Source organism: Peribacillus sp. NPDC056705 (genome assembly GCF_043656335.1).
In genome coordinates this window covers 193,726-209,108 of the sequence record NZ_JBHTYI010000005.1, presented here as the reverse complement: position 1 = coordinate 209,108, position 15,383 = coordinate 193,726, and the positions used below count along the sequence as shown (strand labels likewise).

The window sequence follows — 15,383 nt, the reverse complement described above, 5'->3', positions numbered from 1 at the left end:
TAGAAAGAGGTCCAGATGCACTAATATTCAATAACTGTCCATTCATTCAGAAAATGTTTCTAGAAATTTGACGGCACCTTTGGAAAGATAGCGTTCTTCGAGCCAAATAAGGGCGGCTTCCGATTGGACTTCACAATCTGTCAATTCGATTATTTTAATACCCTGGGTTGAAAACGATTTGGATGTGGTTCGTGGCATGATTGTAGCGCCTATTCCTTCCTTCACCAAAGATAAAATCATGGCAGCATCAGGACATTCACATACAATCTTAGGTTCAAACCCATGTCTGAAGCACTCATCCACTATAAGTTCATAAGTTCCCTGTCCGCTTACCCTATGCAGCAATAGGAGGGGATAATCCTTAATTTGTTTAAATCCGATGGAGTCTGGGATGTCCCATTCTTTTGGGGTGACAAGCACAAAATCTTCCGGCGGAAGGTTAATCGATGAGAATCGCTTACCGTTAATGGGAAGCCGTACAATGGCCAACTCGATTTCCCTGTTTATTAAGCCTTCTGTCAAACGGAATGTATCACCTTCCATTAACTTGAAGCGTATGTCAGGGTATTTTACTCTAAAGGCCCTCATCCTTTGCGGAATGTAAGAAAAGCAAGTTTTTACTGACCCTATGGAAAGAGTGCCCTGTATTCCTTTACTGACTTCCTTCACTTCCAGTAGCGATTCTTCAAACTGGTTTAATAGAGCTTCGGCTTTTTTATATAGGACCTTGCCAGTTTCAGTGAGTTCAAGTTTCTTTCCATTCCGGTCGAAGAGTTTTTCACCGATTTCGATTTCCATTAATTTAAGTTGCTGGCTAAGGGGGGGTTGAGCCATATGTAATTTTTTTGCTGCTTTGGTTACTTGTTCTTCCTGAACGATCGTCACAAAATACTTTAATTGCCGGATGTCCATTATATACACCTCATACATATGATTTACATATACATATTGAATTTTTTAAGTATTATATATATATCTTAACACATGGTATATTTTGTTATAGGAATTAATTCAATTTTTGGAATTTATTTAATTGTAAGCGCTTCATTTATATTGATGCTAAAGGGGGATGTAAGAATGCCAGCTAAAACAGGTAAAGAGTATATCGATAGGGTGGATAAAGCAAAGGCGAATGTATGGATCAATGGAGAGCAAGTAAAAGATAAGATCAGTCAACACCCAGCTTTTAAAGGGGTCATGAAATCACAGGCCGAATTATATGATTTGCAGCATGATTCCTCGAAAACTGACATCATGACTTATATATCACCAACTTCAAACGAAAGAGTAGGGACCTCATTCATGCAGCCGCGGACAAAGGGAGACCTTGAAAAAAGGAGGAAAATGATTCAAGAATGGGCAAGGCATAATAATGGAATGATGGGACGTTCCCCTGACTATATCAACAGTGGGATGATGGCGTACGGCACTGCAGCTGATATGTTCGGCACTCAGGATTCGGCATTTGCTAAAAATATGAAAGATTATTATGAACTCTGCAGGGAAAAGGATTTGTCGTTGACACATACCCTGATTCAACCCCAGGTTAATAGGGGAGTTAGTGCCGCAAAGCTTCCGGACCCTTACATCGCTGCAAGGATTGCTGGCAAGAATTCAGAAGGGCTTATTATAAAGGGAGCCAGGTTATTAGCTACACAAGGTGGAATAACGGATGAAATCATGGTTTTCCCTTCAACATTGCTTAAACAATCGGAAGAGGAAAACCCTTATGCATTCGCATTCTCCATTCCAAATAATACACCAGGGTTGAAATTCATCTGTCGTGAATCATTCGACTATGGCAAATCACATTTTGACCATCCTCTTGGTTCAAGATTTGAGGAAATGGATACGATTATCGTTTTTGATGATGTAGTCGTTCCTTGGAATCGTGTATTTGCATATGGGGATGTCGGCATTTGCAACCAGGCTTATAATGAAAGTAATGCAGTTGTTCATATGACCCATCAGGTGGTAGCGAAAAATATCGCCAAAACCGAGTTCATTCTGGGGATTTTGCAACTAATGGCGGAAACCATCAATATCGGTCAATACCAGCATGTTCAGGAAAAGATTTCGGAAGTCATCATAGCGCTTGAAACGGTAAAGGCTTTCATTACAGCATCGGAGGCAAACGCGAAAGTGGATAAGTGGGGAATGATGACACCCGATTTTACACCGTTAAATATAGCCCGTAATTATTACCCGAAGATTTACCCTAGATTCAGTGAAATCATGCAGCTTCTTGGAGCTAGCGGCTTAATGGCGATACCAAATGAAGCAGATTTCAATTCGGAGCTTCGACCGGATTTGGATAAATATCTTCAAGCCGCGAATGGTGGAGCCTATGACAGGGTGAAATTGTATCGTCTCGCATGGGATGTATGCATGAGTTCATTTGGATCCAGGCAAACGCTATACGAAAGATTCTTTTTTGGAGATCCGGTCCGTATGGCGAGCGCTTTATATAACGGCTATGATAAACAGGAATATGTGGACCGTGTCAAGGAGTTCTTGAACCGTACTGAAAACCTTGCAGAAATCAACTGAGCCCGGTAGCATTGGCAAAACATTTTAATTGAAAGGCCTTCCCGATGATGAGGAAGGCCTTTCAATATGAAATCTAGTTCATTTATTATATCGGTCATGGATATTATTCTTCTTATATGTTCCAAAATCACTGAATTCCGTGAGTTCCATGGAGAGGGCAAGATATCTTTTTGAAAAGAGAGAAGCCAAATGGGCTTCCATCGTTTCGAAAAGTTGGTCACATACTTCGGTTTTATCACTGTCTTTGCGTCCAGCGCCAATTTTTAGAATGGCATGAACAAAGGCATCATCCTCTGTACCATCGGCAACACGATAATGCTTCAATTCAATGGCCCGGGATCGAATGCCGCCAATTGGAAAGATGGAGGGATAGGATATCAGTACATCATTCACCTTCCTTAATAAGCAGTCAATCTGGATTTCATCTTTGATATTATCTGTATATTCAATAATGATATGAGGCATGTTATCAGTCCCTTCCGTTAATTATGGATTTTTAGATGCGGCCGATCCCCGCCTTCAGTAAATATATCGTCACCGACTATTGTGTTAACGAGTTTCCCGATCCCTTCAATTTCAGTGATGATTTCATCGCCTACAGCAGTATCCGCCAATCCTTCAGGTGTACCTGTCAATATGATATCCCCTGGGCTCAATGTCATGAAGCTGCTAAAATATTCAATTAACTCAGCAATGCCGAAAATCATGTCTTTCGTGTTGCCTTGCTGAGTCAATTTTCCGTTGACGTAAGTTTTGATGGCAAGATTCGATGGATCTGGGATATCTTCGGCATCGACAAGCCAGGGCCCAATGGGGGTGCATGTATCGCGATTTTTGACCTTTAGGTTAGGTCGGTAGTAATTCTCCAGATAATCCCGTATTGCATAATCATTTGCAATCGTATATCCACTTACATACTTAAAGGCTTCTTCCTTTTTTATGTTCTTCGCCTTTTTACCTATGACGACTGCAAGTTCACATTCATAATGCATATAAGCTGCATCAGCAGGCCGTCTTGTCTGTCCCCGGTGGCCGATAAAGGTATTGGGACCTTTTAAGAACGCAAGGGGTTCTTCCGGTGCTTTAAAAGCAAGCTCCTTCGCATGGTCTGCATAATTCAAGCCAAGCGCGAAGACAGTTCGTGGTTCCACCGGGGGAAGCCAGACAACATCCTGCTCATTGACAATCCTGCCATCCGCCAATTGGACCTGGCCATAATATTCACTTGCTGGATGTACGGCACCTGCATAGGCTACACGTGCTCTCTTCATAAAATCCCCTCCAGTGATAGTTTTTCCTCGGAAATGATAGTATTTTCCAAATATCCGATTTCGTCTATTTCTATTCTGACATGATCATTGGCTTTTGCCAGCGGTGCGTTCTCTGGAACACCTACTAGAAGGACGTCACCCGTACTCAAAGTCATGAAGTCAGTTACATCCTCAATAAGGCGGGATATGGAGCGAATTAGATTTGCAGTTGAATTTTCCTGTCTTAACTCTCCATTTATATATACACGAATTCCTAAAGAATCGGGGTTGGAGATGAATTCCTTGGTTACGACCCATGGACCGATCGGGCAAAATCCATCACGGGCTTTATGGCGGATAGCAGGACGGAAAACACTCTCATGCGGAATGCTAATATCATTGGCGATCGTAAAACCTTCTATATAATCCAATGCATGTTCTTTCTTGACTCTTGTGGCCGTTTTACTGATTACTATTCCAAGTGCGGCCCCGATTTCCAATTCAGGTATGCCGCTTGGAAGGGGAACTGGATTTGAAAAAGAAGAAAACGTGTTTCTAGGTTTAATATAAAGGATCGGTCCTTTAGGAGGTTCATTATAAGGAGGATGGTCGACCTTTTCCTTCAATGCTGCCAATGACCCTTTATAGTTTAATAATGTTCCATATACCGTTCCTGAAATAGGGTTATCCAAGTTAATTTGTGATACCTCCAACTTATCACCGTTCATTAAAATATAGCGGCTCGACTGTATCTCTATTTCTTCTGAATAATCTGACTTTTGGAACTTCACTCTTGCTTTTGCCATGGACACTCACCCCTTGTTTTATTATCAATCATATATGATATCGTATATGATTTTTTGTATAAGTTCAACATATTTAGATTATTCAGTATAAACAGACAAAAAATGTTAGAAAAAGTATGGGTTTCAACAGATAAATGCCTTGAACATTTAGTTAGTATGAAGCTAGGAATCCAAATTGAAAGATTGTGAATGGGGGATGTTCCGATGATGAATGGTAAAGAGTATTTAGAAAGTTTACGAGATGGAAGAACGGTATTCTTGAACGGAGATAAGGTAGATGATGTGACGACGCACCCAGCATATCGCAATTCTGCCAGATCGATTGCCCAACTATATGATGCTCTCCATGAGCCGGTCACTGCACGGATTTTAACGGCTAAGACAGATGAAGGTCATACTACCCATAAGTTCTTCAAAGCCTCGAAGAACGCAACAGAGCTGCTTGAAGCAAGGGATGCGATAGCACAATGGTCAAAATTGAGCTATGGTTTCATGGGGCGTACTCCTGATTACAAAGCTGCTTTTACAGGATCATTGGGACCGTATAGCGATTTTTATAAGGGATTTGAAGATAATGCGAAAAGATGGTATGAAAAAACCACAAGGGACGTTCCCTTCTGTAACCATACAATTATAAACCCGGCAATGGACAGGAATAAACCGCTACATGAAAATAAAGAGGTATTTGTACGTACGGTGGAAGAGCGGGATGATGGGATAATCGTAAGCGGAGCCAAAATGGTTGGAACTTCTGCAGCACTTACGAATTATAATTTTGTCGCGAATTATTCTCCTGTCGATCTTGGGGAAGGAGATAGAAGCCATGCGTTGATTTTCTTTGTACCGATGAATGCATCGGGATTAAAAATGATCAGCAGACAGTCTTTTGAAGAAACGGCTGCCAAGTCAGGCACTCCTTTCGATTACCCGCTTTCCAGCCGGTTCGACGAAAATGACGCAGTCATCGTCCTTGATCATGTATTCGTCCCATGGGAGAATGTATTCGCCTATAATAATGTGGAAATCGCAAATGGGTTTAGATCCAAGACTGGGTGGATGAATCGATATACATTTCATGGCTGCACACGCTATGCGGTGAAATTGGACTTTATGGCTGGGCTTCTGATGAAAGCTACAGAAATGGCAGGAACGAATCAATTTAGAGGAGTTCAAGCCAATATAGGGGAAGTGCTTGCTTTCAGGAATATGTTTTGGGCCATCTCGACAGCGATGGCTACAGATCCGATGGAAGGGCCGAATGGCACTGTTCTACCCAATAGCACATATGCAACTGCATATAGGGTGTTCGCACCAATGGTTTGGCCAAAGGTGAAACAGATATTTGAACAGGTTGTAGCTGGTAATCTCATTCAACTCCCATCAAGCTCCAAGGATTTTTTAAACCCTGAGGTCCGTCCGTATCTCGATAAATATTATAAGGGCTCAGGTGGGGTTTCGGCAGTGGAAAGGGTAAAACTGATGAAACTCATATGGGATTCCATTGGAACGGAATTTGGTGGCAGGAATGAATTATATGAAATCAATTATGCGGGTAACCATGAAAATATTAGGCTTGAAACCATGAAAATGGCAGATTTAAATGGACAATCGGATAAATTCAAAGCTTTTGTGGACTTGGCGATGGACGATTATGACCTCCATGGCTGGACAAATGATAAGTGGATAAATGCATATGAAGACATTAATGTTGAAGTTTGATCCAGCCCCGAATGAATTAATCTGATTAAGAAAACGTGAAAAAGAATGGTTTGTATCGGACTCCCGCCGGTTTTTCAACCAATGCATAATATGAATGCGTTTACATTTATCTTGATAGGTAAGGTGTGGAAAAAGTATAATATTATGTAAAAAGAAAGCCGGGGGGAATAATGACGAATCTTTTGAATCTTAAGAATGATGATGGTGAAATTCATTTAAATGATGAGAGGATGATCCTGACTTCCTCTTCAATTTTCGGTACCTTAAGAAAGGACTTGATCGAGAATATTGGATTTGAAAGAATGAAGTCTTTTTTAATACGTTATGGCTGGAATATCGGAGTCAATGATGCTAAAAAGGCACTAAAAGGGAATATATCAACGGTTAAGGAAATACTGAGGCAAGGCCCCATTTTACATATGCTGCAAGGTTATACAAAAGTTAATACTATGAATCTGGAATTATCGATGGATAGTCAAGCGGAAGTGCATTCTGTAAAAGTGGAAGGGTTTTGGGTGAATTCCTATGAAGCAGAGGAACACATCACCCAGACAGGCATCGCGGAAAAGCCAGTCTGTTATACATTGACGGGTTATGCAAGTGGATTTTATTCAACGGTCTGCGGTCATGAAGTGATTTTCAAGGAAAGTGCCTGCAAGGGAGCAGGGCAATCAGAGTGTAGATACGAAGGTAAATCGATACATTTATGGGGCATGGAGATTCAGGATGAGTTGAAATATTATAAAACCGAACCGATTGTTCAAGAGCTTGCCGTAACATATGAAAAGCTGCTGGAGGAACGCAATAGTTTGTCAAAAGTGATGGATATTCATAATTTGCTGACAGAAGAGTTAATTAACGGAAGAAGCCTTCAATCCATAGTGAGGATGGTTTATCAGAAAACAAAAATACCTTTGTTGATGGAGAATTTCAATGGCAATCAGGTTTATCATGCTGGATTTCACAAAGGGAAGGTGAGGGAAGTCAGGAATCAGCTAAAATTAATGAGGGAATATGGTCCCGTCACTTTGGAAACCGGAAGAATCGTAAAAGATGGGATGGATCTGCTTTATACTCCCATAATGTTACAAAATAAAACTTATGGCTATTGTGCCTTTGTGCAATCTGATCAAGTCGAAGGAAAAACGAACCTGGAAATCAATCGAATGATTCTTGAGAGGGTGTCCATGACCGGTTCCTTATTCCTCTTAAATGAGAAAAGCAGTTTTGAAGCCCTTGAAAGGGTAAAAGGGTTATTTCTTGAACAAATATTAAATGGAGAGTTTGCTTCTAGAGAAGAAATAATCAAAAAAAGCATGTATGTAGCCGCTTCATTGGATCATCCTTTCACCATTGCGGTGCTGGGCTATCGCTTTTCCTCCGATCGGGGGACAGAGAATGACTATTTCATTCAGCAGAAAATCATCGAAGAGATATATAGTTTCTTTAAGAAGCGGAATCAAGTCGTCTTAACAGCATTAAGGGATGGTAATATCGTATTGCTTATACCACTGAGACCTGGAAATGAATTTCAATTCCTAACCAAGGAATGCATCAATTACTTAAATACTGTTTTCAGCGGATATAATTTTAAAATGGGGCTTAGCACAATAAGTGATGAATTGGAACGGGCTCACGATGTTTTTCAAGAAGCTTTAACCGCCTTGAATATGAATGAAGGAGCTCGGGATATTACCAAATTTGAAGAAGTCGATCTGCTATCCATTTTAATGCATACTGGGAGTACTCCAGCGGTCCTGCAAAAAGCTGAGAAAATGCTGGGTCCTTTATTGATGAAAGAAGATCCAAAAATGAATGAATTATTGAAAACGCTTTATGTATTTCTGCAATGCGGTGGAAATCTTGAATCCAGCATGAAGGAATTGAGCATTTCAATGAGTGGTTTACGCTATCGGATCAAAAAACTTGAAGAGCTGCTTTCCTGCCAAATAAGAAATCCTAAAAGTGCTTTTCAATTATATGCATCATTTGAAACCTTGTTAAAGGCGAAAATGATTACCATTGGTTGATGGGATCAATCCTTTGTTTAATAATAGAAATGTCGATCGATTCATATACCGAGATGATTTTACTGTAATTAGAGCATGGGCATTAATGAAGTAATCTACCATGCAATCATGCGAATACGCCGCAAAAACATAATGAGAGTGATACAAAGGGCTGGAACTTCCGCTTCAATTGATATATTTGCTTGTAAGCAGGGCTATGGGTATAATAAGTAGAGTAAATTCATTAGTAAGTTAAGCTATTTTTGGAGGTAAATTCCGTGAAAATTACAATAAAAGATGCTAGCAAATTCGTCGATCAAGAAGTTACCATTGGAGGCTGGCTTGCCAGCAAACGTTCCAGTGGGAAAATTGCTTTCCTTCAAATCCGTGATGGCTCTGGTTTCATTCAAGGTGTGGTCGTGAAAGCTGAAGTGGGTGAAGAAATTTTCGCTCGTGCGAAATCGATTTCGCAAGAGTCATCCTTGTATGTAACAGGTGTCATTCAAAAGGATGAACGATCGCCGTTCGGTTTTGAGTTACAGGTGAAAGATATTGAAATCATTCATGAATCAGTGGATTATCCCATTACACCTAAAGCACATGGTCCCGAATTCTTAATGGATAACCGCCATTTGTGGCTGCGTTCAAAACGGCAGCATGCAGTTATGAAAATCCGGAATGAAATAATCCGTGCTACATATGAATTCTTTAATGAAGAAGGTTTCGTTAAAGTGGATCCCCCGATTTTAACCGGAAGCGCACCAGAAGGAACGAGTGAGTTGTTCGCGACTAAATACTTTGATGAGGATGCATACCTTTCGCAGAGTGGTCAGCTCTATATGGAAGCGGCTGCCATGGCACTTGGGAAGGTATTTTCCTTTGGTCCCACCTTCAGGGCAGAAAAATCCAAAACAAGACGACATTTAATCGAGTTCTGGATGATTGAACCGGAAATGGCTTTTATCGAATTTAAAGAAAATCTGGAGGTCCAGGAGCAATTCGTTTCTTCGATCATCCAATCCGTATTGAAAAACTGTCAGCTTGAGTTAAATACACTTGGCCGTGATACATCGAAGCTTGAACAAATTCAAGCTCCTTTCCCGCGAATTACATATGATGAAGCCATTAAGTTCCTTCATGAACAAGGATTTGATGATATTCAATGGGGTGATGATTTTGGAGCTCCGCATGAAACTGCGATAGCTGAAAGTTATGATAAGCCTGTTTTCATTACTCATTACCCAACCAAAATCAAGCCTTTTTATATGCAGCCAGATCCTGACAGGGAAGAAGTGGTTCTTTGTGCCGATTTGATTGCTCCGGAAGGTTATGGAGAAATAATTGGCGGTTCAGAGCGGATTCATGATCAGGAATTGCTTGAACAGAGAATCAATGAGCATGGCTTGAGCGAAGATGCTTACAAATGGTATATGGAATTAAGAAAATACGGCTCTGTACCGCATTCAGGCTTCGGTTTGGGATTAGAACGCACCGTTGCATGGATCAGTGGAGTCGAGCATGTCCGTGAAACCATCCCATTCCCACGTCTATTAAATCGATTATATCCTTGATTCCATGATGAAGCGGTTATCCTGCCATATTTGGCAGATAACCGTTTTTTGTTAAAATTATAAACTTATTCGGAGAGCCTTATTCATGTTATACTTAATCAGAGGTGTCCAAAAACATGAATAAAGAACATTTATATGCGTGGTTTAAGGAAGGAACGATAACGATTCCATCCTTTTTGTTGACTAACTATCGTACAATGGGACTGAATGAACAAGAAATGGTCCTATTATTACAATTGCAAAGCTTTATCGATAAAGGTAACCATTTCCCTGCACCATCCCAACTTTCTGACCGAATGACATTGCAGGAAACGGAATGTCTATTCTTGATCCAGCGTTTAGTCCAAAGGGGATTTGTTGAAATGGTGGTTGAGGAAAGCCAAGAAATCGGACAGGAAAAATATTCGTTGTCCCCACTTTATGAAAAAATGATGGACTGTTTCTTGAAAACTTTGAAACAGTCAGAGTCTGCTGAAATCCAAAAAGCGGGGGAGAGCCTTTATACGATATTTGAACAGGAGTTCGGCCGCCCTTTATCTCCATTTGAATGTGAGACATTGGCAATGTGGATGGAAGACGACCATCAACCTGAGATCATTAAGTCAGCTCTGAGGGAGTCTGTCATTTCTGGAAAATTGAATTTCCGATACATTGATCGAATTTTATTCGAGTGGAAAAAGAATGGAATTAAAACCTTGGAACAAGCAAGGGAGCAAGGACAAAAATTTAGAGCTCACCAAAAGAGGGACCGAAAGACGGAGACTGCACAACCGTTGAAGGATGTGCCTTTCTATAACTGGCTCGAGCAGTAATGTAAATTGAAGGAGAACCAATATGTTGAATAAAGCTCAAATTCGATATTGTCTGGATACGATGGGTGAAATGTTTCCGGATGCCCATTGTGAGCTGAATCACTCCAATCCATTTGAATTGGTGGTTGCTGTTGCCCTGTCAGCTCAGTGTACGGATGTATTAGTCAATAAAGTCACGAAGGATTTATTTCAGAAATATAAAACGCCTGAGGATTACATAAGCGTTCCGATAGAAGAGTTGGAAAATGACATTCGCTCAATCGGTTTGTTTCGTAACAAGGCGAAGAACATACAAAAGCTGTCGCACATGCTGATCGAAGAATACGGTAAGGAAGTTCCCAGAGATCGTGATGAGCTAGTTAAATTGCCTGGCGTTGGCAGAAAGACGGCGAATGTAGTCGTTTCCGTTGCTTTTGATGTGCCAGCGATTGCTGTGGATACCCATGTAGAGCGTGTTTCCAAGCGTTTGGGATTATGCCGTTGGAAGGATAGTGTCCTCGATGTTGAGAAAACGTTGATGGCTAAGATACCGAAGGATGAATGGTCCGTTACGCATCACCGCCTGATATTCTTTGGACGCTATCATTGCAAGGCCCAGTCACCAAGATGTGAAACCTGTCCGCTTCTCGAATTATGCCGTGAAGGAAAAAAAAGAATGAAAAGGAAAGAAGCCAATTGACGCAGTCCATATCATTAAAAGTTCCTAAAGAATTGGACCATTCTTTGTTTTTTCCTGAAAAGGAATCGATTTTGGAAAAAGAGCGGTATGCAGGTTGGAGTGAAACGATCCCATTCGAGGCTTTCCCTTATGAGTTACTTTATTATAATAATGTAGAGGCGTATGCTCCTTGGACTAATGGGGCAATCCATGTAAAGGAACTTCTGGAAATATGGAAGGGAATTGATTCAGAATGCAGTTTGCTATTTTCCGAGCGAAAAGTGGGCCAGACTTTGGGACTCATGAAGAAGGGGATCGGTTTATTTTTAACCGCAGTCTACTGGATGCATGGGAAGCCAGTGGTATTGAATGATCTCCGGGTCCAAATAGAATCCTTTAACGATATTCCGGTGAATATGGATGAAAGGCTTTCATTCATCCTTGCTAGACCGGCTTTTTTTCATTCATATAGACAGCTTAGTGAGTTGTTCCGAGAATTTGAAAAACTATATGTGAAGTTCATGATCAAAAATAAGAACAGCCCAAAAAACGTCTAAGCTAAAAGCTTAGACGTTTTTTTGTCAATCCTTATAATATTTATTCCGTATCTTTATTTGGATCTGGGTCCGGGTTAGGGTCAGGATCAGGGGTTTCGACTGGTTTTTCCTCTTCTACCGTTCCTGGGTCAGTGACATTATCCCCGCCTTCGACGTCCTCATCACCCTTATTGCCATTTCCGTCATCAGTGTTGTTGCCATTATTATCATTGTTGCCATTGTTGCCATTATTGCCGCTATTGCCGTTATTGCCGTTTTCGCCATTGTTATTTTTGTCTTTATCTTTGTCTTTGTCTTTATCTTCGCCTTGTTTATCCTCTTCACCTTCAGCAGGAGTTTCTAGTTCCGGATTTTCACCTTCGGCCGGATCTTCAATCTTCTCGTCCTCAGTACCTTCAGGGTCTTCCGCTTCAGCAGGTATTGTGACAGATGTACTCGCAGGATCACTTTGTTGGTTATCAACTAGAGCTACCACTGAGAAAGTATATTTACTTCCAGGGGTTGGATTAGGGATCGTTAAACTAGTATCCTTCGATTTTTTTAATACGCTCTGTGCTCCGCCGTCCACGGACATCTTAACCTCAAATTGGGTATTCCCATTACCTTTAGGATATGACCATGATAGATTGATTTCATTGCTTTCCTGGTTGTAAGAAGCGTTAATGCCAGGTGAGTCGATTTTTTCATATTCTGTCGTCACTTGTGTTGGCTCGTGACCTTTAACATAATATTCATAAGTGATTTTACTGCTTGGTGTATATTCATTGGCTTTAACTGCTGGATTCGAACCTTTGATGACTCCAACCTTCACAACACTGTCAGGTTGATCAAAGTCTTTCGTTTCTTTTGATTGAGCCATATGTTCCATTAAATTCTTAAAGATGAATTTAGGGATCCTTTGAGATGATTCGCCCAGATATTCCATTTGCTCACCAGATGCATTATCATAACCAGCCCAAACCGCAACTGTATAATTGGTTGTATAACCCGCCATCCAGCTATCTTTTACACCGGAAGATGGGATGTTGTTCTTTGCACGCTGTTCAGGCGTGAAATTGGTTGAACCCGTTTTACCGGCTACAGGGAGACTAGGTATATTGGCTAACCTTCCTGTTCCATAAGGTTCTTTCATGACGCTTTTCAACATGTCCGTCACGATGAAAGCTGTGGAATCTTTCATGACCGGCTTTGATTCCGTCTTGTTTTTGATGGTTGTTTTATCACGTAAAACGATCTTTTTCACACTATGCGGTTCATTATAGATACCGTTGTTTCCGAATGAACTGTATGCACCGGCAAGTTCAAGTGTAGAAACATCCTTACCGCCGCCCAATGCTGCCGATTCGGTAATTTCCTTGTCGAAAGGAATGCCAAGATCAGTGGCAAAATCACGTGCCCGGTCCAATCCTACTGCTTGAAGCGTTTTTAAAGCAGGAATATTTAATGACCGTGCCAGTGCCTCACGAGTGGTTACAGTACCATAATGTCGTCCGGAAGCATTTTTAAGCGGTGTTCCATTACTGTACGTATATTCCTCATCCTTGATTTGATGGTAGGTGGACCAATTTAAATATTCTACGGCAGGACCATAATCCAGAATTGGCTTAATGGTCGAACCTGGTGAACGCTTGGCATCCGTTGCATAATTCCAGCCGCGTTTAACCGTCGTGTTCCTGCCGCCGCCCACTGCTTTAATTTCACCAGTTTCAGTATCTAGTAATGTGACTCCAGCTTGGAGATCTTTACTTGGATAATTGATGATTTCATCACTGTTCAACATTTTATAGACATATTCTTGGGCATCTTTATCAATGGTCGTTTGGATTTCCAAACCATCGGTAAAGACGTTATAGTCACCCATATCCCCGACTTCCTCAATGACCAAATCGATGAATGCATCATAAGCAGTCGTGTCTTTTTGGCTTTTATCGATTTCTTGAAGTCCTTCTGTTATATCGATGCTTTGTGCATCTTTCATTTCCTTTTCAGTGATATATCCATGTTTATTCATTAAGTGAAGGACAATATCACGGCGTTCTTTCGCGCGTTCAGGGTGTTTATAAGGGTCATAACGGCTTGGGCTTTGCGGTAAACCTACAAGCATGGCCGCTTCGTTCAATTTCAATTCGCTTAGATCTTTTCCATAATAAGTTCGGGAAGCAGTTAAGATCCCATTGGCACGGTTTGCAAAGAAAATCTTATTCACATACATTTCGAAAATTTCTTGTTTTGTATATTTTCTTTCAAGCTGTATGGATAGCCACATTTCCTGGACTTTCCTCTTAATGGTCTTATCAGGTGTTAAATAAGAACGCTTGATAACCTGCTGGGTCAATGTACTTGCACCCTCTGAGCCGAATCCGTGTTTGACGTTGGCGATGACGGCACTGCCCAGACGTAAGAAATCCACCCCATGGTGTTCATAAAAGCGGGAATCTTCCGTAGCCAGGAAAGCATTTTCGACTAGATCGGGAATGTCTTCATAATTTACATAATCCCGGTTTTCTGTTCCGACTTCAGCTAGCAATTTACCATTTTCATCGAGAATTTTGGATGTGACCGGATCTTTCAAAAGCTTTTCATCAAGTTTTGGAGCATCGCTTATAAAGTAAGCCATTGCAGCTCCTCCGGTAACCAAGCCTATAATTCCGATTGTAACAAGTATAAGGAAAATGCGCTTAAGCATATTGGTTGGCTTCTTAGGACCTTTGTTCTGTCCCTTTTTTTGAGTTTGCCCCTGCTTTCGGCGTTCTTCTCTAGTATTATATTTTTCAGCCATTACAGCTAACCTGCCTTTCTAAAAAACTAAAAATTTTCTGCGATGAGCGAATCTACTACTTTAATATAGTCAATTCTCGGTTGAAAGCCAAGAGTAATCTTTCGGGAACTGCTTTCAACCTCTTGAAGAGTGATGGATTTGCGTCCGCCTTCTTTCATTCTCTTCCAATAAAAACTCAGTTGTTCAGAACTCATTAGATATATATCTTCCATTGCGGAAAACCGGATGATGACAAACGCAATTCCGTCATGCTGAACGATATGTTTCATATGTTCAATTTGATGGTCATGAAAATTCTTCAAAGGGAACGAACTGCTGTTTTTCGTTTCCTTTGCCTCAAAATCAATGTACTTTCCTTTATAAACACCATTGTAATCGGTGGTCGATGCTTGTTTGAAGTAAGCCTCTTTAATGACTGCAGCACTTCTTTTCGGATAGTGGACATCGACAATTTGAATGGGTGTCGGTTTTTTATGGATGACGGCAATGCCGTGTGCTAAATAATACTGATTGGTTTCGTTCAAATCGTCTTCCAATGTTTTTCCCCGGTTGCTGTAACTGATTTTTTTTAGTGGGCTTTTCTTTTCTTCCATAGCCTGCGGTACAAACTTTCGTCCGTTGGGATAATGAAATGCCACTTTTACCCCTCCTTTTTTTTCACTTTTCTATATT

Annotated in this window: 13 protein-coding genes; 7 read left to right on the top strand and 6 right to left on the bottom strand. The window is 40.9% G+C overall.

Annotated features, from left to right (window positions below):
* Window positions 1–42: 42 nt before the first annotated feature.
* A complete protein-coding gene (locus tag ACFRAK_RS09455) occupies window positions 43–912 on the bottom strand; it encodes a LysR family transcriptional regulator (protein ID WP_387597557.1) in 870 nt (289 codons plus the stop codon).
* Between the two features lie 165 nt (window positions 913–1,077).
* Between ACFRAK_RS09455 and hpaB the strand changes: the two genes are divergently transcribed.
* Window positions 1,078–2,550, top strand: a complete 1,473-nt coding sequence (hpaB, locus tag ACFRAK_RS09450; RefSeq protein WP_387597554.1) for a 4-hydroxyphenylacetate 3-monooxygenase, oxygenase component — start codon at window positions 1,078–1,080, stop codon at window positions 2,548–2,550.
* A 78-nt stretch (window positions 2,551–2,628) separates the two neighbouring features.
* Here hpaB and ACFRAK_RS09445 read toward each other — a convergent pair whose 3' ends face one another.
* From ACFRAK_RS09445 to ACFRAK_RS09435, 3 genes are read right to left on the bottom strand one after another with little or no spacing between them, the layout of a single operon-like run.
* Window positions 2,629–3,015, bottom strand: coding sequence for a 5-carboxymethyl-2-hydroxymuconate Delta-isomerase (locus ACFRAK_RS09445; protein ID WP_387597551.1), 387 nt, complete (start codon window positions 3,013–3,015; stop codon window positions 2,629–2,631).
* A 17-nt stretch (window positions 3,016–3,032) separates the two neighbouring features.
* Entirely contained in the window at window positions 3,033–3,821 is a 789-nt protein-coding gene (locus tag ACFRAK_RS09440; RefSeq protein WP_387597548.1) for a fumarylacetoacetate hydrolase family protein, read from the bottom strand.
* The gene (locus ACFRAK_RS09435; RefSeq protein ID WP_394571666.1) at window positions 3,818–4,606 is read right to left on the bottom strand and encodes a fumarylacetoacetate hydrolase family protein; all 789 of its coding nucleotides are present in this window, start codon (window positions 4,604–4,606) and stop codon (window positions 3,818–3,820) included. The genes ACFRAK_RS09440 and ACFRAK_RS09435 overlap by 4 nt, the downstream gene beginning before the upstream one ends.
* Before the next feature lie 204 nt (window positions 4,607–4,810).
* Here ACFRAK_RS09435 and ACFRAK_RS09430 point away from each other — a divergent pair, with 204 nt between their 5' ends.
* The 6 genes from ACFRAK_RS09430 (at window position 4,811) to ACFRAK_RS09405 (ending at window position 11,932) form a co-directional block, all read left to right on the top strand.
* On the top strand, window positions 4,811–6,325 hold the full coding sequence (locus tag ACFRAK_RS09430; protein WP_387597542.1) for a 4-hydroxyphenylacetate 3-hydroxylase family protein: 1,515 nt from the start codon (window positions 4,811–4,813) through the stop codon (window positions 6,323–6,325).
* 170 nt (window positions 6,326–6,495) lie between these two features.
* Window positions 6,496–8,355 (top strand): XylR N-terminal domain-containing protein, encoded by a 1,860-nt coding sequence (locus tag ACFRAK_RS09425; protein ID WP_394571665.1) that lies wholly within the window; start codon window positions 6,496–6,498, stop codon window positions 8,353–8,355.
* Window positions 8,356–8,612: 257 nt separating this feature from the next.
* Window positions 8,613–9,905 carry an asparagine--tRNA ligase gene (gene asnS / locus ACFRAK_RS09420; RefSeq protein WP_260285978.1) on the top strand — a complete coding sequence of 431 codons (1,293 nt, stop codon included), beginning with the start codon at window positions 8,613–8,615 and terminating at the stop codon, window positions 9,903–9,905.
* Between the two features lie 116 nt (window positions 9,906–10,021).
* Window positions 10,022–10,717 (top strand): DnaD domain-containing protein, encoded by a 696-nt coding sequence (locus ACFRAK_RS09415; protein ID WP_192205307.1) that lies wholly within the window; start codon window positions 10,022–10,024, stop codon window positions 10,715–10,717.
* A 22-nt stretch (window positions 10,718–10,739) separates the two neighbouring features.
* Window positions 10,740–11,396, top strand: a complete 657-nt coding sequence (nth, locus tag ACFRAK_RS09410; RefSeq protein WP_076365732.1) for an endonuclease III — start codon at window positions 10,740–10,742, stop codon at window positions 11,394–11,396.
* Entirely contained in the window at window positions 11,393–11,932 is a 540-nt protein-coding gene (locus ACFRAK_RS09405) for a YpoC family protein (protein ID WP_394571664.1), read from the top strand. The genes nth and ACFRAK_RS09405 overlap by 4 nt, the downstream gene beginning before the upstream one ends.
* Window positions 11,933–11,972: 40 nt before the next feature.
* On the opposite strand, the gene ACFRAK_RS09400 is transcribed toward ACFRAK_RS09405, so the two are convergent.
* Window positions 11,973–14,711 (bottom strand): PBP1A family penicillin-binding protein, encoded by a 2,739-nt coding sequence (locus ACFRAK_RS09400; protein ID WP_394571663.1) that lies wholly within the window; start codon window positions 14,709–14,711, stop codon window positions 11,973–11,975.
* Window positions 14,712–14,737: 26 nt separating this feature from the next.
* Entirely contained in the window at window positions 14,738–15,349 is a 612-nt protein-coding gene (recU, locus tag ACFRAK_RS09395; protein ID WP_076365738.1) for a Holliday junction resolvase RecU, read from the bottom strand.
* Between the last annotated feature and the right edge of the window lie 34 nt (window positions 15,350–15,383).

What these genes read in the sequence shown, in the direction of transcription:
- ACFRAK_RS09455 (WP_387597557.1), bottom strand. Translation starts at nt 912, where the DNA reads ATGGACATCCGGCAATTAAAGTATTTTGTGACGATCGTTCAGGAAGAA.
- hpaB (WP_387597554.1), top strand. Translation starts at nt 1,078, where the DNA reads ATGCCAGCTAAAACAGGTAAAGAGTATATCGATAGGGTGGATAAAGCA.
- ACFRAK_RS09445 (WP_387597551.1), bottom strand. Translation starts at nt 3,015, where the DNA reads ATGCCTCATATCATTATTGAATATACAGATAATATCAAAGATGAAATC.
- ACFRAK_RS09440 (WP_387597548.1), bottom strand. Translation starts at nt 3,821, where the DNA reads ATGAAGAGAGCACGTGTAGCCTATGCAGGTGCCGTACATCCAGCAAGT.
- ACFRAK_RS09435 (WP_394571666.1), bottom strand. Translation starts at nt 4,606, where the DNA reads ATGGCAAAAGCAAGAGTGAAGTTCCAAAAGTCAGATTATTCAGAAGAA.
- ACFRAK_RS09430 (WP_387597542.1), top strand. Translation starts at nt 4,811, where the DNA reads ATGATGAATGGTAAAGAGTATTTAGAAAGTTTACGAGATGGAAGAACG.
- ACFRAK_RS09425 (WP_394571665.1), top strand. Translation starts at nt 6,496, where the DNA reads ATGACGAATCTTTTGAATCTTAAGAATGATGATGGTGAAATTCATTTA.
- ACFRAK_RS09415 (WP_192205307.1), top strand. Translation starts at nt 10,022, where the DNA reads ATGAATAAAGAACATTTATATGCGTGGTTTAAGGAAGGAACGATAACG.
- nth (WP_076365732.1), top strand. Translation starts at nt 10,740, where the DNA reads ATGTTGAATAAAGCTCAAATTCGATATTGTCTGGATACGATGGGTGAA.
- ACFRAK_RS09400 (WP_394571663.1), bottom strand. Translation starts at nt 14,711, where the DNA reads ATGGCTGAAAAATATAATACTAGAGAAGAACGCCGAAAGCAGGGGCAA.